This window comes from Rhodopseudomonas rhenobacensis (assembly GCF_014203125.1).
Classification (GTDB): Bacteria; Pseudomonadota; Alphaproteobacteria; order Rhizobiales; family Xanthobacteraceae; genus Rhodopseudomonas_A; species Rhodopseudomonas_A rhenobacensis.
Genome location: NZ_JACHIH010000001.1, coordinates 359,502 through 383,459, shown reverse-complemented (window position 1 = coordinate 383,459; position 23,958 = coordinate 359,502). Strand labels below are relative to the sequence as shown.

The following is a 23,958-nucleotide window of genomic DNA, read 5'->3' as shown; positions in this document are numbered from 1 at the left end:
CGCGCTGCGCGGCTGCCTTGCGCCGCGAGATCCGGGGCGTGCGGTCGGTTCTCAAAGCGTTGATCGTCACTGCGTCGTCCTGGTCGGCGAGACTGCGGCATTTTACATCGGTTGCGGTCCGGGTGGGGACCGATTTCGCGCGCTGCAACGGGACGGCCACCGGAGATCCTGCAATCCCATCGACCGGCTCGTCGGCCGTCGCGCGCCCTGCGGCTAAGCCAGCGCTGTGGCGATTTCGCGACTCCGGGACGGGATCGATCGGCGGGTTCACGGTCAAAATCCGCTTTCCTCTTCCTCGACCAGGATTTCGCGTTTGCCGGCATGGTTGGCCTGGCCGACGATGCCTTCCAGTTCCATCCGCTCCATCAGCGACGCGGCGCGGTTATAGCCGATCTGCAGCCGTCGCTGAATATAGCTGGTCGAGGCCTTGCGATCGCGCTTGACGATGGCGACCGCCTGCGAGAACAGGTCGCCGCCCTCGCCGCCCATTCCGGTGGCGTCGAATACCGCGCCGTCCTCGTCGGTCGGCTCTTCGGCGGTGACCGCCTCGAGATATTCCGGCTGACCCTGGGTCTTGAGGTGGCGCACCACCTTCTCGACCTCCTCGTCGGAGACGAACGGTCCGTGCACGCGGCTGATGCGGCCGCCGCCGGCCATGTACAGCATGTCGCCCTGGCCGAGCAGTTGCTCGGCGCCCATCTCGCCCAGGATGGTGCGGCTGTCGATTTTCGAGGTGACCTGAAACGAAATGCGGGTCGGGAAGTTCGCCTTGATGGTGCCGGTGATGACGTCGACCGAGGGGCGCTGCGTGGCGAGGATGACGTGGAGGCCGGCGGCGCGCGCCATTTGCGCCAGGCGCTGCACGGCGCCTTCGATGTCCTTGCCGGCGACCATCATCAGGTCGGCCATCTCGTCGACGATGATGACGATGTAGGGCAACGGCTCGAGGTCGAGCTTCTCGGCCTCGTAGATCGCCTTGCCGGTTTCCTTGTCGAAGCCGGTATGCACGGTGCGGGTCAATTCCTCGCCGCGCGCCTTGGCTTCGGAGAGCCTGGAATTGTAGCCGTCGAGGTTGCGCACGCCCAACTTCGACATCTTCTTGTAGCGCTCCTCCATCTCGCGGACCGCCCATTTCAGCGCCACCACGGCCTTCTTCGGGTCGGTGACGACGGGGGTCAGCAGATGCGGGATGCCGTCATAGACCGACAGTTCGAGCATCTTCGGATCGACCATGATCAGCCGGCACTGATCCGGCCTGAGCCGATACACCAGGCTGAGAATCATGGTGTTGATGGCGACGGATTTGCCGGAGCCGGTGGTGCCGGCGATCAACAGATGCGGCATCCGGGCGAGATCGACGATGATCGAATCGCCGCCGATGTTCTTGCCGAGGCACAGCGGCAGTTTCGCCACCGATTCGTTGCCGTCCTTCACCACGAGCAGTTCGCGCAGGTAAACCTTTTCGCGGTGCGGGTTCGGCAGCTCGATGCCGATGGCGTTGCGGCCGGGCACCACCGCGACGCGGGCGGACAGCGCGCTCATCGAACGGGCGATGTCGTCGGCGAGCCCGATGACGCGCGACGACTTGATGCCGGGCGCCGGCTCCAATTCGTACAGCGTCACCACCGGGCCGGGATGCGCCTTGACGATTTCGCCGCGGACGCCGAAATCGCCGAGCACGCCTTCCAGCGCGCGGGAATTGGTTTCCAGCTCGGTCTTAGAGAGCGGCTGGCGGTCGGAGGCCTTCGGCGAGGTCAGCATCGACACCGCGGGCAGTTCGAACTTGTCGGCGGATTTGCGCAGCGGCTGCCGCGGCGCGGCCTTTTTGCGCGGCGCGCGGGCGACCGGGGCTTCGTCCTCCTCGTCGTCCTCAGGCTCGGGCTCGTCGTTTTCGACGACGTCGTCGTGCTCGGCCTCGTCATGATCGGCGTCGGCTTGCGGCGCGATCGACGGGCTGCGGCTGCCGCCGAGCCGCGGCTCCTGGCGTTCGAACGCCGCGGCGCGGCCGGTCGGCGCGCTCGACACCAGCGACCGATAGGCCAGCGTCATGAGACGCGCGAGCCGCGCCTTGGCGCTCATCGCGGCGTGCACCATGAAGCCGAGCGACACCGAGCCGCCGTCCTTGTCGTCTTCCTCCTCGTGGCTGTCGTCGACCACGATCGAGGTCTGTTCCGGTTCGCGGGCGCCGAGCCCGCAGGCCATCACGAACGCGGCCAGCATCGCCGAGCCGAGAATGAGGCCGAGCACCAGCCGGTAGAGAAATCCGGGCGGGCCGAACACCACCGCGGGGGCGCGCACCAAAGCGTCGCCGACCACGCCGCCGACCCCGGTCGGCAGCGGCCAGGCGCCGACCGGCGGCCAGCAGCTGGCGAAGCCGGCGGCGCTCACGGTGCACAGGATCCAGCAGGCGATCCGCAGCGCTTCGCGGTCGAAGGCGCGATGGGTGATCATCCGCCAGCCCCACACCGCGACGGTGAGGATGGTGGCGATGGCACCGAGGCCCAAGATCTGCATCGCCAGATCAGCGCCGATCGCGCCGGAATAACCCAGAATGTTGCGGATCGGCCGCGAGGTGGCGTGGCTGAGGCTGGGGTCCTGCACCGACCAGGTCATCAGCGCCGCGGCGCAGATCATCGCCAGCACCACGAGGCCGACGCCGGCGAGTTCGCGCAGCCGCCGCGCCAGGCTCTCGCGGATGGCGTGGGGCAGATGCCCGACCAGAGGAATCACGCGTTCGATCGCCGGCATGCTCATTGACCCAGTTGCTCATCGAGAATGCGCACCAGCCGATGCAGCGCCTCGGCGGTGGCGTCGGCGTCCTGCACCAGGGCGAGGCGGATATAGCCGGCGCCGGGATTGCTGCCGTCGGGCTGGCGACGCGCCAGATAGCTGCCCGGCACCACGCGGACGCCGCCGTCGCGGTAGAGACTCACCGTCGCGGTCTCGTCGCCGCCGTGCCGCGACACGTCGAGCCACAGGCAGAAGCCGCCGGCGGGCCGCCGATAGCCGTAGCGGTTGCCGAGAATCTGGCCGGCGAGGTCGAATTTCTGTCGGTACAGCCGCCGGTTCTCCTCGACATGGGTTTCGTCGCAATAGGCTGCGACCGCGACGTGCTGCAGCGGCATCGCCACCTGCGGCGCCGCGACGTTGCGCAGCTCGTGGAACAGGTTGAGGAATTTCCTGTCGCCGGCGACGAAGCCGACGCGCAGCCCGGCCAGGTTGGAGCGCTTCGACAGCGACTGGAACGCCACGACATTGACGAAATCCGGCCCGGCCGCCTCCAGCATGCTGCCCGGCGCCTCGCGCGTGTAGATCTCCGAGTAGCATTCGTCGGCCAGCACCATGAAGCCGTAGCGATCCGCCAGCGTTTTCAATTTGGCAAAATAGGCCGGGCTCGCCACCGACCCCTGCGGATTGGCCGGCGACGCGAGATAGATCGCGACCGAGCGCGCCAAGGTCGCCTCGTCGAGCGCGTCGAGGTCCGGCAGAAACCCGGTCGCGGCGGTGGTTTCGAGATAGATCGGCTCGCAGCCGGCGGCGCGGGCGCCGGCGCCATAGGCCGGATAGAACGGGTTCGGCAGCAGGATCGCAGGCGTGCCGGCGCGGGGACCGACGTAGCGCGCAGCGGCAAGCGCGGCGAGGAACAGCCCCTCGCGGCTGCCGTTCAGCACCAGGATTTCGCTCTCCGGATCGATCGGGCGCGGCAGCTTGAAGCGGCGGCCGAGCCATGAGGCTGCGGCTTCGCGGAACGGCGCAATGCCCTTGGCCGCCGGATAGCGGCCGAATTCACCGATATGCTGCGCCAAAACCGGGCCGACGAAGTCCGGCAGCGCGTGCTGCGGCTCGCCGACCGACAGATTGATCAGCGGCAAGGCGGGTTGATAGGGCGCCAGCAACTCGGTCAGCCGCGCGAACGGCGAGCGTTCGGCCTCCGTGCCGGTCGCGCCGGAGCGGTGGCCGGCGTCCTGCGCCGCGCGGGAAGAAGCGGTCTTGGCCATTCGAGGCGCCAGCACTTTCAGGCGATCGATCGCATGCGGGATCGAGCGAAAAACGGATCAGCCACCATAGATACGGCGAGGTTAAGACGCGATTAACCATCGACTTTTGGGTGAAGGAGTTCTGCAGGAGAGCCCTCTCGCGAGGCGTGCCCCGGACGCGGCGCAGCGCGCCGCTGTTGCGGCGTGGTGCGCTGCAGATCCGGGGCCGTTACGGAACGCAGCGCTTGCAACGGTCCCGGCTCACGGCGCCGCGTGAAGTACGCGGCACCGCGTCCGGGACCCGATGCACCCGTAGCCCGGATGAGCGAAGCGAAATCCGGGGCTGTCGCCGCAGCACTCCCGGATTTCGCTTCGCTTCATCCGGGCTACGAATCCCAAACAAAAAAAGGGCTCCAGCTTGCGCCGGAGCCCTGGCGGAGCGGGCGGTGCCCGGTCCGGAAGTCGGGGCGCGGCCTTTCGGTCGCGCCCTCGGGAGACCCTTACATGTTGTAAGCGCGCTCGGTGTGCTCGACGACGTCGAGACCCTCGCGTTCCACCTCGACGGTGGCGCGCAGGCCGACGATCACGTCGACGACCTTGTAGAGGATCGCCGAGCCGATGCCCGACCACACCAAGGTGGTGCCGACGCCCCAGCTCTGCGCGATCAGCTGCGCCACCATGTCGTAATCGGCGATCTTGCCGGCCGCGTAGTCCATGATGCCGGTGCCGCCGAGCGCCGGGTTCACCAGGATGCCGGTGCCGAGCGCGCCGACGATGCCGCCGATGCAGTGCACGCCGAACACGTCGAGCGAGTCGTCATAGCCGAGCGCGTTCTTCACCACGGTGCAGAAGAACAGGCAGACCACGCCGACCACCAGGCCGAGCACGATGGCGCCCATCGGACCGGAGAAGCCGGCCGCGGGCGTCACCGCAACCAGACCGGCGACGGCGCCGGAGATCGCGCCGAGCACCGAGGGGTGACCCTTGATCATCCACTCGGCGAACATCCAGGACAACGCCGCGGCCGCGGTGGCGACGAACGAGTTGGTCATGGCGAGGCCGGCACCGCCGGTGGCTTCCAGGTTGGAGCCGGCGTTGAAGCCGAACCAGCCCACCCACAGCAGCGAGGCGCCGATCATCGACATCGTCAGCGAATGCGGCGACATCAGTTCCTTGCCGTACCCGGTGCGCTTGCCGATCAACAGCGCGCCGACCAGACCGGCGATGCCGGCGTTGATGTGCACCACGGTGCCGCCGGCGAAGTCGATGGCGCCCTTCTTGAACACCCAGCCGGCGTCGGCGTTGACCGCATCAAGTGCGGCCTGCGCGGTGGCCTTGCTGGCGTCGTCGGTCGCAGCGGCGAGCGCCTTGGCGGCGGCGTCGATGGCGTCCGGACCGGCCCAGTACCAAACCATGTGGGCGATCGGGAAGTAGATCAGGGTCAGCCACAGCGGGATGAACAGCGCCACCGCGGCGAAGCGGGTGCGTTCGGCGAAGGCGCCGACGATCAGCGCGGGCGTGATCGCCGCGAAGGTCATCTGGAAGCAGATATAGACCAGTTCCGAGACGTTGGCGTCGACGCTGAAGGTCGCGGCTTTCGAATCGGTGGTCACGCCGGCCAGGAACGCCTTGGAGAAGCCGCCGATGAAATCGGAGCCGCCGGTGAAGGCCAGGCTGTAGCCATACAGCGCCCACAGGATGATCGCGACGCAGACGGTGTAGAACACCTGCATCAGCACCGAGAGCATGTTCTTGGAACGAACCATGCCGCCGTAGAACAGCGCCAAGCCGGGGATCGTCATCAACAGCACCAGAACTGTCGACGTCATCAGCCAGGCGTTGTCGCCCTTGTTGACGGTGGGCTCGGCATAGGCTGCGGTCGCGGCAAACATGCCGACGGCAAGCGCAGCCAGTCCCGCACTGTAGGGACGTTTAGACGTCATATGGTTTACTCCTGATTGAATTTTGGGTGAGCGCGAGATCTTACAGGGCCGCAGCATCGGCCTCGCCGGTGCGGATCCGAACCGCATGGTCGAGTGCGATGACGAAGATTTTGCCGTCACCGATCTGGCCGGTCTTCGCCGCGCTGGTGATGGCCTCAATGGTCTTGTCGACCTGGTTCGAGGCGATCGCGACCTCGATCTTGATCTTGGGCAGGAAGCTCACCGCGTATTCAGCGCCGCGATAGATCTCCGTATGGCCCTTCTGCCGGCCATAGCCCTTGACTTCCGTCACCGTCAAACCGTGAACGCCGATGGCGGTCAAAGCGTCACGGACTTCTTCCAGTTTGAATGGCTTGATAATCGCCATAACAATTTTCATGGGTCCTATCCCCGCTTGGGCCCGGCCTGAACAAGACCGGGCGATCTCGACTGAGGTTCACCACGCGGAGTCTCACTACGCGGGCCAGCCGCCGCCCTATAATCAAATGCCGTGCCAGAACGGCTATATTCCCTAACAGTTTATGACTACGTAGTTTTTCGGGCTCGACCGGGATTTGGTTGCAGCGCGCCAATGCAACCCGCCTAAAGCGTGATCATTCCTGATCAAGAATCGGGCATGACAGGGTTCGACCATAATCGCTGCTCATGGGGAAGGCAGATTGCGCGGCTTTCTCGCGGCAAATCCGCCTGACCGGGCGGGTTCTGGCGCTTCGGCCCGCCGCCCGGTTATTATTTGCGCAGAACGGGCCCAGCGCCCTCGCCTTACTGCAGCGCTTCGCCGTGCTGCGAGATGTCCAGGCCTTCGCGCTCGTGCTCGCGGGAGACCCGCAGCGGCACCATGAGCCGGACCAGCATCAGCAGCATGAAGGTGGCGGCGGCCGACCACGCGAGCGTGACGGCGATGCCGTAGAGCTGGATCAAGGGCTGCATCCAGTTGCCCTCGATCAGGCCGGCGGTGCCGCCGATCGCCGCGGTGGCGAACACCCCGCCGAGCAGCGTGCCGACCAGGCCGCCGACGCCGTGGACGCCGAACACGTCGAGCGAATCGTCATAGCCGAAGCGCTGCTTCAGGCTGGTGCAGGCCCAGAAGCACACCAGCCCGGCGACGATGCCGATAATGATGCCATGCCATGGCGCGACGAAGCCCGAGGCCGGCGTGATGGTGCCGAGCCCGGCGACCGCGCCGGAAATCATGCCGAGCACCGAGGGCTTGCGCCGGGTGATCCATTCGATCGCGCCCCAGGTCAGCGCGCCGGCGCAGGCCGACAGGTGAGTGGCGGTGATCGCCATCACGGCGTGCGCATTGGCGCCGAGCGCCGAGCCGCCGTTGAAGCCGAACCAGCCGACCCACAACAGCCCGGTGCCCATCACCGCCAGCGACAGATCGAACGGCGACAGGTTGTCGGCGCCGTAGCCCTGGCGGCGGCCGATCACTAACGCCGCGACCAGCCCGCCGATCCCGGCCGATAGATGCACCACGAGACCGCCGGCGAAATCCAGCACCCCCGCAGAGCCGAGGAAACCGCCGCCCCAGATCCAATGCGTCAGCGGCACATAGACCACCACGAACCAGCCGATCGAGAACACCAGATAGGCCGAGAACCGCATCCGGTCGGCGACCGATCCCGCCACCAGCGCCACGGTGATGATCGCGAACGTCATCTGGTAGAGCATGAACAGCGCTTCGGGGATGGTCTTGGCGAGCGGGTTGACGCCCTCCATGGTCATGCCGGACAGAAACAGCCGGTCGAACGAGCCGATCAGCGCGCCGTCGCCGGTGAACGCCAGCGAATAGCCGAACGCCACCCACAGGATCGAGATCAGCGCCACGGCGGCCAAGCTCTGCGCCATGGTGGCGAGCACGTTCTTCTTGCGCACCATGCCGGAATAGAACAGCGCCAGGCCGGGGATGGTCATCATCAGCACCAGCGCGGTGGCGACGATCATCCAGGCGGTGTCGGCGCCGTTGATGGTGCCGTCGTCGGCGAGCGCTGCGCTGGAAAAACTCGTTGCCGCATAGCAAGCGGCCAGCGCGGTCGGCGCTGCGCGACGGATCATGGTCATTGGTGAGCCCCCCAGCTCGTGTCGCGTCGCGACGCTGGGTGCGTCGCGCCGGTTAGCGTGACGGCGTCAAAGCGCGTCGCTGTCGGTTTCGCCGGTGCGGATGCGCAGCGCGTGATCGATCGGCGTCACGAAGATCTTGCCGTCGCCGATCTGCCCGGTGCGGGCGCTCTTGGTGATGACGCCGACCGCGGCGTCGGCGAGGCTGGCCTCGACCGCGATTTCGATCCGCAGCTTGGGCAGGAAGTTCACGATGTATTCGGCGCCGCGATAGATCTCGGTGTGGCCGCGCTGGCGCCCATAACCCTTGACCTCGGTCACGGTCATGCCGTGGACCCCGATCTCGGTGAGCGCCTGACGCACCTCGTCAAGCTTGAACGGTTTGATGATCGCGACAACGAGTTTCATGGACCAACCTGGGTTTGAAAAAACGACCCCGGCCGGCAGAATGGCCAGCGGGTTTGTCCCCTCTATATGCCGGGTTTGGCGGCAGCGCGCTTGGAAAATAAGCGAATGGACGGCCGCGAAACGCATTTTCGCCAAAGCCAGCGGCAGCCCAAAATTTGAGCGGGCGAGCTGACTCGCCTAGCCTGCAGGCGTCTCGCTCTCAGGCTTCTCCCGCCGTTCGCGGATCGAGCCCTCCTGCGCGACCGACGCCACCAGCGTGCCGTCGGCCTTGAAGATGGTGCCGCGCGCCAGCGCACGCGCGCCTTGTGCGGAGGGCGAGTCCTGCACATAGAGCAGCCATTCGTCGGCGCGGAACGGGCGATGAAACCACATCGCATGGTCGAGGCTGGCCGGCATCATCCGCTTGTCGAACAGCGTGCGGCCGTAGCGCGCCATCGCGGCATCGAGCAGCGAAAAATCCGACGCATAGGCCAAAGCGCACAGATGCAGCGCCGGATCGTCCGGCAGTTTCGCCGCGGTGCGGATCCAGACGTGAATCTTGCCGTCTTCGATCTTCTTGCCGAAATAGCGCGACAGCTCGACCGGGCGCAGCTCGATCGGCCGGTCGCTCTCGTAATAGCGCCGGATGAATTCCGGCATCTCCTTGAAGAACGGCTGCTTGGAAATCTCCTCGGCGGTCAATTTCTCCGGCGGCGGCACGTCCGGCATCTTGTCCTGATGGTTGAACGACGACTCCTCGTCGTTGTGGAACGACACCATCATCGAGAAGATCGCATGGCCGTGCTGGATCGCGGTGATGCGGCGGGTGGCGTAGCTCCTGCCGTCGCGCAGCCGCTCCACCTCGTAGATGATCGGCACCTGCGGATCGCCCGGCAGGATGAAATAGCAATGCAGCGAGTGCGGCAGCCGGCCCTCGACGGTGCGGCAGGCGGCGACCATCGCCTGGCCGATCACCTGGCCGCCGAACACCCGCTGCCACGAGGTCTTCGGGCTGGTGCCGCGGAACAGGTTCACCTCGAGCGGCTCGAGGTCGAGGATCGAAATCAGGTCAATCAGGCTTCTGGACATCGGCATTCACGGCCTTCCGAGCATTGCGCGCCCTGCCCGCCGCGGTTTCACTCCGCATCGGATGTCTGATAGAACCAAAGGCGGAGCGGCGCGTCTTCCCGCTGCCTGTTTCGCAAAGCTCTGTTTCCCTGGCAAGAGTGAGAACCATCGATATGACGGCACAGCGAGGCATTGTCATCGGAGGCGGCGCGTTCGCCGGACTGGCGCTGGCCTTGGCGTTGCGCCAGGGGCTCGGCCCCGACGTCCCGGTGATCGTCGCCGATCCGGCGCTTTCGCTGCGGCCGTCGCGCGATCCGCGCGCCACCGCGATCGTCGCCGCCTGCCGCCGGCTGTTCGACACGCTCGGGGTGTGGCAGGCGGTGGCGCCGCTCGCCCAGCCGATCCTCGACATGGTGGTGACCGATTCGGCGCTGGAGGACGCCACGCGGCCGGTGTTCCTGACCTTCGCGGGACAAATCGAGCCTGGCGAACCGTTCGCCCATATGGTGGAGAACCGCCATCTGATCGACGCTCTCGCCGAACGCGCCGAGGCCGCCGGCGTCGAGCTGCGCGCCACTGCGGTGGTGAGTTATGAATCCCGGCTCGAGGCCACCAGCGTGACGCTCGGTGATGGCAGCGTGATCGACGCAGCCTTGCTGGTCGCCGCCGACGGCGCCCGCTCCAAGCTGCGCGAGCGCGCCGGCATCGCCACCTATGGCTGGGATTACGATCAGGCCGGCATCGTGGTCACGGTGGAGCATGAGCGCGACCACAAGGGCTGCGCCGAAGAGCACTTCCTGCCGGCCGGCCCGTTCGCGATCCTGCCGCTGACCGGCAAGCGCTCGTCGCTGGTGTGGACCGAAAGCCGCGCCGAAGCGGCGCGGATCGTCGCGTTGTCCGACGCCGAATTTCACCGCGAGCTCGAACAGCGCTTCGGGCTGCGGCTCGGCGAGGTCAAGGCGCTGGACAAGCCGAAATCGTTTCCGCTCGGCTATTTCGTCGCGCAGTCGTTCATCGGGCAGCGGCTGGCGCTGATCGGCGACGCCGCCCATGTGATCCACCCGATCGCCGGCCAGGGTCTCAATATGGGGCTGAAGGACGTCGCGGCCTTGGCCGAGGTGATCGTCGATGCGGCGCGGCTCGGCATCGATTTCGGCCAGGCCGACGTGCTGGAGCGCTATCAGGTGTGGCGGCGGTTCGACACCATGGCGATGGGGGTGGCGACCAATTCGCTGAACCTGTTGTTCTCCAACAAGTCGACGCTGCTGCGCAGCGTCCGCGACATCGGCCTCGGCGTGGTCGACCGGCTGCCGCCGTTGAAGGAATTGTTCATCCGCCAGGCCGCCGGCCTCGGCGGCGAGGTGCCGCGGCTGCTGAAGGGCGAGGCGCTGTAGCGGGCATAAGTGACGCCGCAGCGTTGCCGCGCGCAAAGCCGTCACCACCCGCTTCAAGCGGGTGGCCCAGTACGCCGCAGCGTCGATGGCTGAACGCAATGCACTGGAATACTGGATCCCCGCTTTCGCGGGGATGACGGCTGAGTTTGGAGCGGCGCCAATTTCCAGACGCCGATCGCTTCAGCAAACCCTCACCCGAGCTTGCGGGCTTCTTCCGGCAGCATGATCGGGATGCCGTCGCGGATCGGATAGGCGAGCTTGGCGCCGCGCGAGATCAGCTCCTGGCGCGAGGCGTCGAATTCCAGCGGTCCCTTGGTGATCGGGCAGACCAGGATGTCCAGCAGTTTGCGGTCGACGCCGGCTTCGGGCCGGTCGGAGGCAGAGGTGGTCATGGCAGGCTCCAGCAAAGTTCAATCAAGGCTTCGCGCGTCGGGCAATCATGCACCACGGCGCGGCGGCGCGCGCCGCACCATGGGCACGCGGCGCGGTCGGGCCATTGTAACGCATCATTGTAACGGCGGGTCGCCGCTGGTGCGTTTTTTCGCCAGATCCATCTGCGTCACCGCGACCAGGATTTCGGCGCGGGTCTTGAGATCCGGGGCTTCCAGCATCGCCTGCTTTTCCGGCGGGCCGTAGGGCGACATCATCGCCAGCGCATTGACCAGCGCCTCGTTCGGCGCGGTTTCGATGCCGTCCCAATCGACCTTGAGCCGGTTGGCCTTGAGGAATTCCCGCAGCACCGAAAGCAGCGTCTCGCGGTCGACCGCCTCCTCGCCCTTGCGGGCGGTGAAGTCGTCGACGAACGGCCCATAGTCGACCCGGCATTGCCGGTAGGGCGTGATCGCGGCGAGTTCTTCCACCACCTTGAAGCGGGCGATCCCGGTCAGTTCGAGGATGTAGCGGCCGTCGCCGGCCTCGGCGAACTGGGTGATGCGGCCGACGCAGCCGACCCGAAACAACTCCGGCTTGGCCTCATTGCTGGAATGCGACAGATCCGGCTGGATCATGCCGATCAGCCGGTGCTCGCGCAGCGCGTCGTCGACCATCGCCAGATAGCGCGGCTCGAAGATGTTGAGCGGCATCTGGCCGCGCGGCAGCAGCAGCGCGCCGGGCAGCGGAAACACCGGAATCCGCTCCGGAAGGTCGCCCGGTCCGCGATAGTCGGCATTGCTCGGCATGGACGGCCCCGGTCTGGCTGCGCGCGTGGTCACGACACCCGAATCACGAAAACAGAATGGTCGACAGCCGCTTGCGGCCGTCGACGGTGGCCTCGTCGGTGGCGCCCCAGGCCTCGAACAACAGCACCAGCTGTTTGCGGGCGCCGTCGTCGTCCCATTTGCGGTCGCGCTTGACGATTTCCAAGAGGTGGTCGGTGGCCTCGGTGCGGCGGCCGGCGGCATTCAGCGCCACGGCGAGCTCGAAGCGGGCCTGATGATCCAGCGGGTTTTCGGCGACCTTCTGTTCGAGCTCGGTGATCGGGCCGAGCGCGCTTGCCTGTTCGGCGAGATCGATCGCGGCCTGCACCGCCTTCACGGCGGCATCCTCGCGCTTGCTGTCCGGCACCAGCGCCAGCGTCTGCTTGGCCTGTTCCAGCGCGCCGGTCTCGACGTAGCAGCGCGCGAGGCCAGCCAGCGCCGGCAGATTGTCGGCCTCGACCGCCAGCACTTCGGCATAGACCGCAGCCGCGGTTCCGGCATCGCCCGCGGCGAGCGCGGCCTCGGCCTCCTCGATCAGTTCGCCGACCCCCGGCGCGCCGCCGCCGGCGCCCTGGGTCAGCTTGTCGATGAAGGCATTGATCTGGCTCTCCGGCACCGCGCCCATGAAGCCGTCGGCCGGCTGGCCATTGACGAAGGCGATCACCGCCGGGATCGACTGGATCCCCATCTGGCCCGGAATCGACGGATGCTCGTCAATGTTCATCTTCACCAGCTTGACCTTGCCCTTGGCGGCGCGCACCGCCTTCTCGATCAACGGCGTCAGCTGACGGCACGGCGTGCACCACGGCGCCCAGAAGTCGATCAAGACTGGCTGCCGCTTGGATTCCTCGATCACGTCTTTGACGAAGGTCTGGGTGGAGGTGTCCTTGATCAGATCGGCCGCCGCCGCCCCGTTGCCCTGCTCGATGATCGTCACGTCGCCCTCGCCTTGTTCCAAAGATCGGCCGTTCTAGCACGGCCACAACCTGCACGCATAACCTGGCTCTCGCACCGAATCGCCCCGACCGCCGCGGCACATGGTTTTGTGCGCGAAGGGCGAGGCGCGATAAAGCGTCGCGATGTCGGCCTCGAACCGCATCTTAGGTGGCGCTTGAGCGCACAATTTCAATCGCCTGGCGCAGCATCGGGTTCCAGATGCCGCCATTGCGGCGCAAATTTCCGCGTCCGGGCCGTGGCGCAGCGGTGAAAAGCCGCCGCCGGCGGCAATTTCGGCGCAGTTGGTCGATTCCGCCAAATTGCGGAGCAGATTGCGTCGCCTCGCTGTTGCATTCGTCGGCGGCTTTTGGCATAGGTCTCCGCGTCGCTGGTGACCGCGCGTCGCCAGCCACTCGGATGCGGGTGTAGCTCAGTGGTAGAGCACGACCTTGCCAAGGTCGGGGTCGAGGGTTCGAATCCCTTCGCCCGCTCCAAGTTTTCTCGGCAGTCTCGGATCCTTACGCAGCGCTGCGGCGCGGCTGATCCGTTGACCGTCCCTCCCCACCACATTCCATAGCCGATGCGGGCCCTCTTGCGGGTCCAGCGCAGATCTCGTCAAGGATCGGCGAGAGACCGTCGTTGCGCGCCCGGCGCGGCGCAGACGCTCCCTCCGGACGCAAAAAAGCCCGCGGCGAGCGCGGGCTATTTCTGTCTCTTGGAGGTCTCGAAAGCCTCGCGGCGCGGCGGCTGTGAAAGTCGACGCGCCGGGAGGAGGCCGTCAGGCGCTCTTGGGAATGCCCAGGCTGTTGTGGATCCAGTTCGACCAGGACTGCCGCATGTGCTGGCCGACCATCTGCCCGTCGGACGACAGCATGGTCTTGGCGTTGCGCACCGCGCCCTTCAGGTCGTTCCAGAATTCCTTCAGATTGTTCATCAGACTGGGATGATCCGACACGAAGCGCTGGGTCTTGATGCGGGCGAGTTCAACCAGCGATTCCTGGATCTTGGCGATCGAACGGGCGATCCGGCCGATCTCGTCGGTGCGGCTCAGGGCGTGCAGGCGAACCTGGGTGTTGCCCTTGGCCAACTGGTCGATGTCCTGTTCGAGCTGACCGAGCGGCTCCAGCAGGCCACGGGCGATCCGGGTTCCAACGAAGCCGACGATCGCGAACACTGCGATACCGGCCAGCAGCAGCAGCGTGTTCGCCGCACCGAGGCCGTACTGCGGATCCGAGGTGACCACCGAGTCGGCGGTCTGGATCACCATGCTACCATCATACGACGCCGGCATCACCGCGGCGCCTGCGTCTTTGCTCATTACCAACATGCCGACGACCCTGCCGTCGGAATTCGTCACCGGCGACAAAACCGCGCCGCCCTGATCGACCAGACGGCCGAGCGAGGCCACGCTGTTCGAGTTCTTTGCCTTCTCCGCGCTGACCTTCTGCAGCGCCATCTGACCGACGCCACTGATCGTCAGCGTCACAAACAAGGTGATGCCCAAAACCAGGATTGAGATCTTCTGGGCGAGACTGCGATTTGAGAGATCGAAATTCATCGTCTTTCTCCAACTTTCTTCGATTTTGCGGGCGGCTTGCCCCTCTAAGGTGACAGGCGTGAATTGACGCATAGCCTTCATGGTTAATTAAAAGGTTAATTTCAGCGCAAACTTTTCGTTAAAAACGCTGAATACGCATCACACGCCACATAGCGAACACGACGCAGTTGTGAGCAAGCAGGACTCGTCCACCGAATCACTCAGAGCAAAAACAGGACTAAGTTGTTCTTCAACCTAGATTTGTCGCTCCAGCAAAGGTCGGTCGCCGAATCAATCTTGCGCTGATTCGCACACTAGTAAATATACGATCCGTTTCATCCCGCTATTTGATCCAAAACAAAGACGCCACAAGGGTTTGTCGCTCTCAGGATACCGCTCGCGAGTAGCGGTAAACTGGTTCAGCGAAGCCGGGAAGAGCGTGCAACTACGCGGGGTGTAGTTATCGGCGGCGCCGCCACGCCATCGCGATACCGCCGCTCGTGCCCGGCCTCGCCGCGCAGCCGGGTCCGCCCCTCATTCACGGCATCTCGCGAGCGGTATTTGGGTGCGCGCCGGCGGCCGCGGCGCCCCGGAAAAATTACCGCAGCGCAGGGCATGGTTTGATCCAGAGCAAAGACTCCCCGCGCGTTTGGCGTTTCCTTGCCGCACTGCCCCACAAACTACGAAATTCGCTACGGCTTTCTTGAGGCGGAACCGGATGATCAGACGGCTGATCGCCGTCCGATAGCCTGGATACCGACATCCGACGTGTGTCCCCCTTGACCAAGGGCAACCTGATCGTGCTGGCATCGTGAATATCGAAAACATCGTTCCGACCATCATCCCGCGGCTGTTCGTCAAGCCGTCGCTGGCGCGCGTCGCGGTTTCCCGGGAAGCCCATCCGCGCGCCGCCGAGCTGGCGCGGCTGTTGCTCGCGCCGCAACCCGACGACGCGTTCCGGCTGATCGACCGCAGCCTCGCCACCGAAAAAACCCCGGCCCAATTGTTCACCGCGCTGTTCGAACCGGCGGCCCGCCACCTCGGCGATCTGTGGAGCGCCGACGATTGCAGCGAGTTCGAAGTCACCATCGCGCTGTGCCATCTGCAAAGCGCGATGCGACGCATCAGCGTCGATCGGATGGCGCCGCCGGTGGCCTCCGCCGCGCCGCTCGCCGTGCTGGTGGCGCCGCAGCCCGGCGAACCGCATCTGTTCTGTGCGGCGCTGAACGGCGAATTGCTGCGCCAGGCCGGCTGGGCGACGTCCTGCGAATTTCCGGATTGCGACCTTGCGCTGAAGGACCTGGTGGCCCGCACCTGGTTCGACGCCATCGACCTGTCGCTGAGCCCGGCGCTGCGCCGCGAACACTGGCTGCCGCGGCTCGCCGAAACCGTGCGGCAGACCCGCCGCGCCTCGCGCAACCCCGCCATCACCATCGTGGTGTCGGGCCGGGTGTTCGCCGAGCGCCCCGAGATCGGCGAACAGATCGGCGCCGATGCGGCGTGCGAGTCCGCCGCGCAGATCGAAGCCCTGATTCAGCGCCTGGTGCTGGCGCGCTACGCCGCGCGGCGTCCGGCCAACTTCGCCTGGAGCTGAGCGGCGATTGCGCTTGCAACGCCACCGCCGCCGGCTGCGCGCGGCGACGCCGCGTCATCAACAGCTATGATGCGTCGATTTGATGCACGTCAATGCGACGAATCGGGTTCGGACCTCGCATTGCGCCCGCTGCGCCGAGCGTGGCGGTGGGCGGCGCCGACAGCGGACAGGAACCGCACGCCATTGTACGACGTGACTTAGCGTACGACGTGACATAGCCCCACCACATCCATCATATTCTCTGTGCTTCAACGGCACCGGTTGGATTCAAAAGGGGCGACCAATGCGATCCGAAGCGAAAACCTATCAATTCGACCAGCTCCCGGTGGTCGATTACGACAAGCATCCCGCCTACGGCCGCGTCCTGCCGATGGCGCAGCTCGGCTCCCGTCTCAAGGCGGTGACCTATTTCGCCTATGGGCTGATCCTGGCGGTCGCCCGGCGGCTGATCGACGCCGAAAACCTGCCGCGCCCGCCCGCCGGCGAGCCGAAGCTCGGCTGGATCCTGCGCCATCTGCCGGTCTATCTGCGGCTGATCATCCTGCAGCGACTGAGCCGGCTCGCCGCCGGCAAAGCCTATCAGCCGAAGACCGAGCGCGGCGCCAACATCCTGGCGCCGCTGGAGCGCGACGGCGTCGCCGGCGTCCGCATCGCGCCCGACAAGCTGTTGGAAATCCGCACAGAGCTCGCCCCGCACATCACCATCCTGGAGCAGCGGCTGGCGCTGAAGCCGGCGATCGCGGCGGATGCCGAGGAGGCCCGGCTCTGGCTCGATCCCGAAACCAATGGCGAGATCTACAAGTCGTTCAACCAGACCGCGGCCGATCTCGGCGTGCTGGAGGCGGCGAGCGCCTATCTGAAGCGCCCGGTCGGCGTCGGCCATCTGGCGGTGCAGATCAACGATCCGGTCGAAGGCGCGTCGGAATTCGCCGATGTCGGGGTGGATTCCTCGGCCACCAAGCACTTTCACATCGACACCAGCGGCAACCTCTTGAAGCTGGTGATCTATCTCGGCGACACCGGCCCCGCCAACGGGCCGCTGAGTTACGTGCCGGGCAGCCAGCGCGCCGCCAAGGGACTCTGGGACGGCCTGGTGCGCCGCGCCAACGACTTCGCCGGGCTGTCCTCGACCGCGCCGAGCGCCCGCGAACTGTTCTTCGCGCTGCCGGAAGGCTGGCGCCGCAAGGCCTCGTTCGGGGCCGACCTGGTCGCCGAAAACGACTACGCCCGCTCGATCCTCGACGACCAGTGGCGCGTCACCAGCGACGAGGAAAGCGCGGTGCTGTACGATCCGACCGGCATCCATCGCGACGGCATCGTCAGCGCCGGCCGCCGCACAGCCGTCGTGCTCAAGCTGACCGAGCTTGCGCGCTGACGCTTTTCGTCGCGGCGATTCGACACCAAACGGACAGGCCGATCGCCTGTCCGTTTTTTTATCTGCGCGCGTCGTGGCGGACGGAACAAACCAGCTGCCGGCCGCAGTATTTCGCCAAGTCATTCCATTGACCACGGCGCCGCTTCGGTCACATTCACCGCAGACGAAATGCCGACGCGATGCTGATCTGTTTGTCTCATGCGCCGGCGCTTTTGAATCTCAATCGGACGCATGTGATGTCGAAGATCTCGGAGCCGAGCTGTTCGGAATGCACCCGGACCGCCTGCAACTATCAGGACAAGACCTTTCCGGAATTCTGCCTCACCAAGCAGCTCGACGCCGACGCGGTCGGCGAGGTCTGCGACCTCTATCGCGGCGACGGTGCCGACGCGGCCTTCGCGCACGCCGCCGCCGAAGTCGAGGGGCTGTATTACGGCAAGCTGACGAGGGTCGAGGAGACGCTGGCGTTTGCGCGGCGGATCAAGGCCAAGAAGATCGGCGTCGCCTCCTGCGTCGGGTTGATCGAGGAGGCCCGCACCTTCGCCAAGATCGTGCGGCTCGCCGGCTTCGAGCCCTATACGGTGGCCTGCAAAATCGGCTCGGTCGACAAGACCGCGATCGGCGTGCCGGACGAGTTGAAGATCCGCAAGGGCGGCTTCGAGGCGGCGTGCAATCCGGCGCTGCAGGCGCAGGTGCTCAACGGCCAATCGACCGACCTCAACGTCATCATCGGGCTGTGCGTCGGCCACGACTCGCTGTTCATCCGCCACTCGCAGGCGCCGGTGACGGTGCTGATCGTCAAGGACCGCGTGCTCGGGCACAATCCGGTCGCCGCGCTCTACACCATCAAGAGCTACTCGGCGCGGTTGACCGACGCCGAGCGGCTGCGCGGGCTGTAGGCGGGCGCAGCCGATCGCGCTCATTTCGCTTCACCAAAAAAGGCCGTCCTTCCGGGGCGCAAGCCGCGTCAGCGGCGCGCGAATCCGGAATCTCGCAACGGGGTTAGCACCGTGCCCGCAGCGAGATTCCGGGTTCGCTCGAGCTTCGCTCTCGCGCCCCGGAATGACGGCCAGTAGCTGTGAGGCGCAGCCTCCATGGCACGTCGCGGCGATTGCGCAAACTAAGCTAACCCGTCCCGTAGCGCCGCCCGGCCTCGATGGTCAGCCCCTTGCCGACCGCGCCGAAAGTGTCGCCCTCGACGATCCGGGCGTCCGGCAGCACCTTGGTCATCGCCTTGCGGACATGGGCGAGCCGCACCGAGCCGCCGGTGAGAAACACCGCGTCGATCGCGCTGGCCTCGAGCTGCGCGTGCGCCAGGCACAGCTTGATCCGGGACGCGATCCGCTCGGCCAACAGCCGCGTGTGCTGCACCAGTTGCGGCCGGCCGATCGTCACCGCGAGATCCGGCTCGACCCACTCAAGCGGAATGGCGGCCTGCGTCGCGCCCGCGAGTTCGATCTTGGCGGCTTCGACCTCCATCGCCAGCGTGTGGCCGCGCTGCTCGTCGACCACCCGCAGCAGACGATCGAGCAGCTCCGGCTCTCTGGCCTCGCGGCGGATCTGCCGCAGCTCGGTCGTCACTTTCGGGTCGTACATCTTGTTGATGTCCGACCAGGTCGACAGTTCGTGGAAATAGCGCGACGGCACGTCGAGCCCGGCGCGCAGCATCGGGCTGCGATAGCCGAACAGCGGCATGATCACGCCGAGCGACAGCTGGCGGTCGAAATCGGTGCCGCCGATCCGGACGCCGTCATTGGCCAGAATATCCGCCTTGCGGTCGGTCTTCAGATGCCGCTGCGGCGAGAGCCGCACGATCGAAAAATCCGAGGTGCCGCCGCCGATGTCGGCGATCAGCGCGATCTCTTCGCCTGTGACCTCGCGTTCGTAATCCAGCGCCGCGGCGATCGGCTCGAACTGGAAGGTGACGTCCTCAAAACCGAGCTCGCGCGCGATGTCGCGCAGCGTCGCCTCCGCCCGCCGATCGGCCTCAGGCGAATTGTCGACGAAATGCACCGGGCGGCCGTGCACCAGATTGCGTAAGGGGCGCCCGGTGGCCTGCTCGGCGCGCCGCTTCACCGCGCCGAGATAATAGCCGATGACGTCGCGAAAACTCTGCCGCTGCCGGCCGACCATGGTGGTCTCGTCGATCAGCGAGGTGCCGAGCACCGATTTCAGGCTGCGCATCAGCCGGCCGTGCACGCCCTCCACATAGGCGTCGATTGCGCGGCGTCCGATCAGCACGCTGCGGTCGGCGCCGTAGAAGATCGCGCTCGGAATCGTGGTGTGGTCGGCTTCCAGCGCGCAGAGCACCGGAACCTGGTCGATGATGGTGCCGAGCGTCGTGTTCGACGTTCCAAAGTCAAGTCCGCACGCCGACATCATCGCTCCTGAAAAGGAACGTCCGTCTACACAGTTCGGCGGCGTCGATCTAGCATTATCTTTTGCCGCAATGCTGCGATGATCTGGTGATCAAATCGCGGGCATGCCGCGCGCGGCGCCGCGCCGTCCACAGCGGACGGGACGACGCCGCGGCAGGCTTGATGTCCGAACCGGCCTCGGTCCATAAGCGACACCCTGGTGAACGACCCCTCTTCGAAGAAAGATTCGCGCGTGGCAAATATCAATCGACAGATCGCGGAAGAACTCGGCGTGCGCGAGCAGCAGGTGCAGGCGGCGGTCGATCTGCTCGATGGCGGCGCCACCGTGCCGTTCGTGGCGCGCTACCGCAAGGAAGCCACCGGCGCGCTCGACGACGCGCAGCTGCGCACCCTGGAAGAGCGGCTGAACTATCTGCGCGAGTTGGAAGAACGCCGAAGTGCTATTCTCAATTCGGTGCGCGAACAAGGCAAGCTCGACGCCGCGCTCGAGGCCGCCATCATGGCCGCCGACAGCAAGGGCCGGCTCGAAGACATCTATCTGCCGTTCAAGCCGAAGCGCCGCACCAAGGCGGAGATCGCCCGCGAGGCCGGGCTCGCGCCGCTCGCCGAAATGTTGCTGACGCAGCCGGAGAATGATCCGCAAGCCGTTGCCGCGCCGTTCGTCGACGCCGACAAGCTGGTCGCCGATGTCGCGGCGGCGCTCGACGGCGCGCGCGCGATTCTGGTCGAACGCTTCGCCGAAGACGCCGACCTGATCGGCTCGTTGCGCGAATTGATGTGGTCGAACGGCGTGATGGTGTCGAAGCAGCGCGACAACAAGAAGGACGACGGCGCGAAGTTCTCCGATTACTTCGACTTCTCCGAGCCCTTACATAAATTGCCGTCGCACCGGATTCTGGCGATGTTCCGCGGCGAAAAGGAAGAAGTGCTCGACCTCTCGATCCAGCCCGAAGTGGTCGCGCCGGGTGCAACGTCGGCGACGGTCGGCTCTTATGAGCTGCGCATCATGAACAGGTTCGCGGTGAGCGATCGCGGCCGCCCCGGCGATCGCTGGCTGATCGACACCGTGCGCTGGGCCTGGCGCACCAAGATCCAGGTGCATCTCAACATCGATCTTCGGATGCGGCTGTGGACCGCGGCCGAGCAGGAAGCGGTGCGGGTGTTCGCCTCCAATCTGCGCGACCTGCTGCTGGCGGCGCCGGCCGGCGCGCGCACCACGATGGGGCTCGATCCCGGCTTCCGCACCGGCGTCAAGGTCGCGGTGGTCGACGCCACCGGCAAGGTGGTCGCCACCACGGCGATCTTCCCGCACGAGCCGCAGCGGCGCTGGGACGAGGCGCTGGCGATCCTCGGCAAGCTCGCCCGCGAGCACCGCGTCGAACTGATCTCGATCGGCAACGGCACCGCCTCGCGCGAGACCGACAAGCTCGCCACCGAACTGGTGAAGCTGTTGCCCGAACTGAAGATGTCGAAGATCGTGGTGTCGGAAGCCGGCGCCTCGGTGTATTCGGCCTCGGCCTTCGCCTCGGAGGAATTGCCCGAGCTCGACGTGACCTTGCGCGGCGCGGTGTCGATTGCGCGACGGCTGCAGGATCCACTCGCTGAGCTCGTCAAGATCGATCCGAAGTCGATCGGCGTCGGCCAATATCAGCACGACCTCGGCGAAGCGAAACTGTCGCGCTCGCTCGACGCCGTGGTGGAAGACTGCGTCAACGCGGTCGGCGTCGACGCCAACACCGCCTCGGCGCCGCTGCTGGCGCGAGTGTCCGGCATCGGCGCGGGCTTGGCGCAATCCATCGTGCAGCACCGCGACGCCAACGGCCCGTTTGATTCGCGCAGCGCCTTGAAGAAGGTGCCGCGGCTCGGGCCGAAGGCGTTCGAGCAATGCGCCGGGTTCCTGCGGATTCAGAACGGCAAGGATCCGCTCGACGCGTCGGGCGTGCATCCGGAAGCCTATCCGGTGGTGCGCAAAATTCTCGAAGCCACCAAGAGCGACATCAAGGCGCTGATCGGCAATGCCGAGGCGCTGCGCCAGGTCAGGCCGCAGAATTTCGTCGACGAGCATTTCGGCCTGCCGACCGTGACCGACATTTTGCGCGAGTTGGAAAAGCCCGGCCGCGATCCGCGCCCCGCCTTCAAGGCGGCAGTGTTCATGGAGGGCGTCGAGACCCTGAAGGACCTGAAGCCCGGCATGGTGCTAGAGGGGGCCGTCACCAACGTCGCGGCGTTCGGCGCCTTCGTCGACATCGGCGTGCACCAGGACGGCCTCGTCCACATTTCGGCGATGTCGCGCAGCTTCATCAAGGACCCGCGCGAAGTGGTGAAGCCCGGCGACATCGTCAAGGTCAAGGTGCTCGAGGTCGACGTCGCGCGCAAACGCATCGCGCTCAGCCTGCGGCTCGACGACGAGGTCGGCGCCAAGGCCGACCGCGTGCAGGCCGCGCCGCGCGGCGGCGCCAGCAAGTCCACCGTCGCCGCCTACGCGCCGAAGAAGCAACAGCCGTCCAGTGGCGGCGGCGCGTTCGCCGAAGCCTTTGCGCGCGCCAACGAGAAGGGCAAGCCCGACAAGCCCGGCCGGCGCTAGCTCCCGGCCCGCGTCCAGCAGCTCGATGGTGGTCATGCCGAGCGCACGCGCCGGCTTCAGATTGATGCCGATGTCGTCGAGATCGACGCACGCCTTCGGATCGATGCCGAGCGCCTCCACCCTCTGCTGATAGATCCGCGGATCGCGATCGCCGAACGCGAAGCCGCGACCGGGATGCTGTTGCGCGATCGCTGAACCGCCAAGCCTCGCGTCAACGGCGCGGTCACCGCGCTGTGATTCGTGATCACTCGTAGCGTTACCAGTTCGGCGCTGCAGTTTTGTCAGGCGAAGCTGACGGATCGCGCGATTTCGTGTTGTCGCGACCTGACACTTTGACCGCGTAGTTAGCTGGAAACCGCGCGCGCGCTGTAAGGTGATACCAAAACGACAGAAGCCGCAAAAGAGTCGTTCCCAAGCTGGAACTGTTCTGCTCTTTCATCCTTTGTGTGATCATCGAATTTGTTTCAGAAGGATCGCACGATGTCGGAGACAGCAGCCTTTCGTGAAGCCGGAGCGGCCAAGAGTGGCCACAATGGGCCAGCCTTAGCTAACCCGCTGGCGGGATCGCGCACCGATATCGTCAGCGTCAGCGGCCGCATCGCCACCTACGCGGCGGGGCAGAATCCGGAAGGCGAGAATGCGCCGCCGCTGCTGCTGATCCACAGCATCAACGCCGCGGGCTCGGCGTTCGAAGTCAAGCCGCTGTACGATTTCTACTCCGGCAAGCGCCGCGTGTTCGCGCTCGATCTTCCCGGCTTCGGTCAGTCTGAGCGCAGCGATCACGCATACACCGTGCGCACCATGACCGACGCGGTGCATGCCGCGGTCGAGAAATTGCGCGAGGCCCATGGCGGCGCGCCGATCGACGCCTTGGCGCTGTCGTTGTCGTGCGAATTTCTGGCCCGTGCGGCGCTGGAAACGCCGGACGCGTTCCGCTCGCTCGGTTTCATCAGCCCGACCGGCTTCGAAGGCAAGGCGCGCGACGACGTCACCCACGGCACGCTCGGCAAGCGCTGGCTGCTCGACGGCTTGAAGGCGACCTCGTGGAAGCGCGGGGTGTTCGGACTGCTGACGTTCCGCCCGGTGATGCGCAAGTTTCTGGAAAGCGCCTGGGGCTCGAAGACGATCGACGAGCCGCTGCTCGACTACGACTACATCACCGCGCACCAGCCCGGCGCCGAGCACGCCGCGTTCTACTTCGTCGCCGGCTACATGTTCAGCAAGGACATCCTGCGGATCTACCAGGCCCTGAAGATGCCGGTGTGGATGTCGCACGGCACCAAGGGCAGCTTCACCGACTATCGCCACAAGAAGCGCGTCACCAATCGGCTGAACTGGACCATCGACGTGTTCGAGGCCGGCGCCTTCCCGCACTTCGAAGTGTTGGGCCAGGTCACCAATGCGTACGATGCCTTCCTCGCCAAGGTCGGCCAAGTGTCACGCCGCGTTGTCGTTCCAAACCCGGTATGACGCGAATGTGAAGGCGGTCGCCGCGGTTTGGTAATTGCCAGCTACACGGATCGTCGGC

General features: G+C 66.0%; 19 protein-coding genes, 1 tRNA gene and 1 pseudogene. 7 read left to right on the top strand and 14 right to left on the bottom strand.

Annotated elements, in window-relative coordinates:
- Positions 1–273 precede the first annotated feature (273 nt).
- From HNR60_RS01825 to tesB, 7 genes are all read right to left on the bottom strand, one after another.
- Complete coding sequence (locus HNR60_RS01825) at positions 274–2,754, bottom strand: DNA translocase FtsK (RefSeq protein WP_184253606.1); 2,481 nt, start codon at positions 2,752–2,754, stop codon at positions 274–276.
- Positions 2,751–3,998: an aminotransferase class I/II-fold pyridoxal phosphate-dependent enzyme gene (locus tag HNR60_RS01820; RefSeq protein WP_184253598.1), complete on the bottom strand. Its 1,248-nt coding sequence runs from the start codon at positions 3,996–3,998 to the stop codon at positions 2,751–2,753. Before HNR60_RS01820 ends, HNR60_RS01825 begins: the two co-directional genes overlap by 4 nt.
- A gap of 479 nt (positions 3,999–4,477) precedes the next feature.
- Positions 4,478–5,920, bottom strand: coding sequence for an ammonium transporter (locus HNR60_RS01815; protein WP_184253596.1), 1,443 nt, complete (start codon positions 5,918–5,920; stop codon positions 4,478–4,480).
- 40 nt (positions 5,921–5,960) lie between these two features.
- Positions 5,961–6,299 carry a P-II family nitrogen regulator gene (locus HNR60_RS01810; RefSeq protein ID WP_011470754.1) on the bottom strand — a complete coding sequence of 113 codons (339 nt, stop codon included), beginning with the start codon at positions 6,297–6,299 and terminating at the stop codon, positions 5,961–5,963.
- Positions 6,300–6,682: 383 nt separating this feature from the next.
- The gene (locus HNR60_RS01805) at positions 6,683–7,984 is read right to left on the bottom strand and encodes an ammonium transporter (RefSeq protein ID WP_184253594.1); all 1,302 of its coding nucleotides are present in this window, start codon (positions 7,982–7,984) and stop codon (positions 6,683–6,685) included.
- A 66-nt stretch (positions 7,985–8,050) separates the two neighbouring features.
- Complete coding sequence (locus HNR60_RS01800) at positions 8,051–8,389, bottom strand: P-II family nitrogen regulator (RefSeq protein ID WP_184253592.1); 339 nt, start codon at positions 8,387–8,389, stop codon at positions 8,051–8,053.
- Positions 8,390–8,566: 177 nt separating this feature from the next.
- On the bottom strand, positions 8,567–9,457 hold the full coding sequence (gene tesB, locus HNR60_RS01795; protein WP_184253690.1) for an acyl-CoA thioesterase II: 891 nt from the start codon (positions 9,455–9,457) through the stop codon (positions 8,567–8,569).
- Between the two features lie 152 nt (positions 9,458–9,609).
- Between tesB and HNR60_RS01790 the strand changes: the two genes are divergently transcribed.
- On the top strand, positions 9,610–10,830 hold the full coding sequence (locus HNR60_RS01790) for a ubiquinone biosynthesis hydroxylase (protein WP_184253590.1): 1,221 nt from the start codon (positions 9,610–9,612) through the stop codon (positions 10,828–10,830).
- Between the two features lie 191 nt (positions 10,831–11,021).
- On the opposite strand, the gene HNR60_RS01785 is transcribed toward HNR60_RS01790, so the two are convergent.
- From HNR60_RS01785 to HNR60_RS01770, 4 genes are all read right to left on the bottom strand, one after another.
- Positions 11,022–11,222, bottom strand: a complete 201-nt coding sequence (locus HNR60_RS01785; RefSeq protein ID WP_184253588.1) for a Trm112 family protein — start codon at positions 11,220–11,222, stop codon at positions 11,022–11,024.
- A gap of 114 nt (positions 11,223–11,336) precedes the next feature.
- Positions 11,337–12,008 carry an LON peptidase substrate-binding domain-containing protein gene (locus tag HNR60_RS01780; protein WP_184253586.1) on the bottom strand — a complete coding sequence of 224 codons (672 nt, stop codon included), beginning with the start codon at positions 12,006–12,008 and terminating at the stop codon, positions 11,337–11,339.
- 43 nt (positions 12,009–12,051) lie between these two features.
- Positions 12,052–12,963 carry a thioredoxin gene (trxA, locus tag HNR60_RS01775; protein WP_184253584.1) on the bottom strand — a complete coding sequence of 304 codons (912 nt, stop codon included), beginning with the start codon at positions 12,961–12,963 and terminating at the stop codon, positions 12,052–12,054.
- A 163-nt stretch (positions 12,964–13,126) separates the two neighbouring features.
- Positions 13,127–13,336 carry a hypothetical protein gene (locus HNR60_RS01770; RefSeq protein WP_184253582.1) on the bottom strand — a complete coding sequence of 70 codons (210 nt, stop codon included), beginning with the start codon at positions 13,334–13,336 and terminating at the stop codon, positions 13,127–13,129.
- A gap of 45 nt (positions 13,337–13,381) precedes the next feature.
- Here HNR60_RS01770 and HNR60_RS01765 point away from each other — a divergent pair.
- A tRNA-Gly gene (locus HNR60_RS01765) sits at positions 13,382–13,456 on the top strand.
- A gap of 284 nt (positions 13,457–13,740) precedes the next feature.
- On the opposite strand, the gene HNR60_RS01760 is transcribed toward HNR60_RS01765, so the two are convergent.
- Positions 13,741–14,520: a HAMP domain-containing protein gene (locus HNR60_RS01760; RefSeq protein WP_184253580.1), complete on the bottom strand. Its 780-nt coding sequence runs from the start codon at positions 14,518–14,520 to the stop codon at positions 13,741–13,743.
- A 790-nt stretch (positions 14,521–15,310) separates the two neighbouring features.
- Here HNR60_RS01760 and HNR60_RS01755 point away from each other — a divergent pair.
- The 3 genes from HNR60_RS01755 to HNR60_RS01745 all read left to right on the top strand — a co-directional run bounded on the left by HNR60_RS01755 (position 15,311) and on the right by HNR60_RS01745 (position 18,367).
- Positions 15,311–16,093, top strand: a complete 783-nt coding sequence (locus HNR60_RS01755) for a cobalamin B12-binding domain-containing protein (protein WP_347339290.1) — start codon at positions 15,311–15,313, stop codon at positions 16,091–16,093.
- A gap of 283 nt (positions 16,094–16,376) precedes the next feature.
- The gene (locus tag HNR60_RS01750; protein WP_184253578.1) at positions 16,377–17,468 is read left to right on the top strand and encodes a phytanoyl-CoA dioxygenase family protein; all 1,092 of its coding nucleotides are present in this window, start codon (positions 16,377–16,379) and stop codon (positions 17,466–17,468) included.
- Between the two features lie 236 nt (positions 17,469–17,704).
- Positions 17,705–18,367 (top strand): DUF1847 domain-containing protein, encoded by a 663-nt coding sequence (locus HNR60_RS01745; RefSeq protein ID WP_184253576.1) that lies wholly within the window; start codon positions 17,705–17,707, stop codon positions 18,365–18,367.
- A 226-nt stretch (positions 18,368–18,593) separates the two neighbouring features.
- Here the strand turns inward: HNR60_RS01745 and HNR60_RS01740 are convergent, their stop codons facing one another.
- Positions 18,594–19,847 (bottom strand): Hsp70 family protein, encoded by a 1,254-nt coding sequence (locus HNR60_RS01740; protein WP_184253574.1) that lies wholly within the window; start codon positions 19,845–19,847, stop codon positions 18,594–18,596.
- Positions 19,848–20,078: 231 nt separating this feature from the next.
- Between HNR60_RS01740 and HNR60_RS01735 the strand changes: the two genes are divergently transcribed.
- Positions 20,079–22,430 (top strand): Tex-like N-terminal domain-containing protein, encoded by a 2,352-nt coding sequence (locus HNR60_RS01735; protein ID WP_184253572.1) that lies wholly within the window; start codon positions 20,079–20,081, stop codon positions 22,428–22,430.
- Positions 22,431–22,466: 36 nt separating this feature from the next.
- On the opposite strand, the pseudogene HNR60_RS24015 reads toward HNR60_RS01735, so the two are convergent.
- Positions 22,467–22,565, bottom strand: a pseudogene (locus tag HNR60_RS24015) (HAD-IA family hydrolase); the annotation flags it as partial.
- 345 nt (positions 22,566–22,910) lie between these two features.
- Here HNR60_RS24015 and HNR60_RS01725 point away from each other — a divergent pair.
- Positions 22,911–23,900 carry an alpha/beta fold hydrolase gene (locus HNR60_RS01725; protein ID WP_184253570.1) on the top strand — a complete coding sequence of 330 codons (990 nt, stop codon included), beginning with the start codon at positions 22,911–22,913 and terminating at the stop codon, positions 23,898–23,900.
- Positions 23,901–23,958: the final 58 nt, after the last annotated feature.

Excerpts from the sequence above, each read along its gene's own strand:
- HNR60_RS01825 (WP_184253606.1), bottom strand. The coding sequence starts at position 2,754 with ATGAGCATGCCGGCGATCGAACGCGTGATTCCTCTGGTCGGGCATCTG.
- HNR60_RS01820 (WP_184253598.1), bottom strand. The coding sequence starts at position 3,998 with ATGGCCAAGACCGCTTCTTCCCGCGCGGCGCAGGACGCCGGCCACCGC.
- HNR60_RS01815 (WP_184253596.1), bottom strand. The coding sequence starts at position 5,920 with ATGACGTCTAAACGTCCCTACAGTGCGGGACTGGCTGCGCTTGCCGTC.
- HNR60_RS01810 (WP_011470754.1), bottom strand. The coding sequence starts at position 6,299 with ATGAAAATTGTTATGGCGATTATCAAGCCATTCAAACTGGAAGAAGTC.
- HNR60_RS01805 (WP_184253594.1), bottom strand. The coding sequence starts at position 7,984 with ATGACCATGATCCGTCGCGCAGCGCCGACCGCGCTGGCCGCTTGCTAT.
- HNR60_RS01800 (WP_184253592.1), bottom strand. The coding sequence starts at position 8,389 with ATGAAACTCGTTGTCGCGATCATCAAACCGTTCAAGCTTGACGAGGTG.
- tesB (WP_184253690.1), bottom strand. The coding sequence starts at position 9,457 with ATGTCCAGAAGCCTGATTGACCTGATTTCGATCCTCGACCTCGAGCCG.
- HNR60_RS01790 (WP_184253590.1), top strand. The coding sequence starts at position 9,610 with ATGACGGCACAGCGAGGCATTGTCATCGGAGGCGGCGCGTTCGCCGGA.
- HNR60_RS01785 (WP_184253588.1), bottom strand. The coding sequence starts at position 11,222 with ATGACCACCTCTGCCTCCGACCGGCCCGAAGCCGGCGTCGACCGCAAA.
- HNR60_RS01780 (WP_184253586.1), bottom strand. The coding sequence starts at position 12,008 with ATGCCGAGCAATGCCGACTATCGCGGACCGGGCGACCTTCCGGAGCGG.
- HNR60_RS01770 (WP_184253582.1), bottom strand. The coding sequence starts at position 13,336 with ATGCCAAAAGCCGCCGACGAATGCAACAGCGAGGCGACGCAATCTGCT.
- HNR60_RS01760 (WP_184253580.1), bottom strand. The coding sequence starts at position 14,520 with ATGAATTTCGATCTCTCAAATCGCAGTCTCGCCCAGAAGATCTCAATC.
- HNR60_RS01750 (WP_184253578.1), top strand. The coding sequence starts at position 16,377 with ATGCGATCCGAAGCGAAAACCTATCAATTCGACCAGCTCCCGGTGGTC.
- HNR60_RS01745 (WP_184253576.1), top strand. The coding sequence starts at position 17,705 with ATGTCGAAGATCTCGGAGCCGAGCTGTTCGGAATGCACCCGGACCGCC.
- HNR60_RS01740 (WP_184253574.1), bottom strand. The coding sequence starts at position 19,847 with ATGTCGGCGTGCGGACTTGACTTTGGAACGTCGAACACGACGCTCGGC.
- HNR60_RS01725 (WP_184253570.1), top strand. The coding sequence starts at position 22,911 with ATGTCGGAGACAGCAGCCTTTCGTGAAGCCGGAGCGGCCAAGAGTGGC.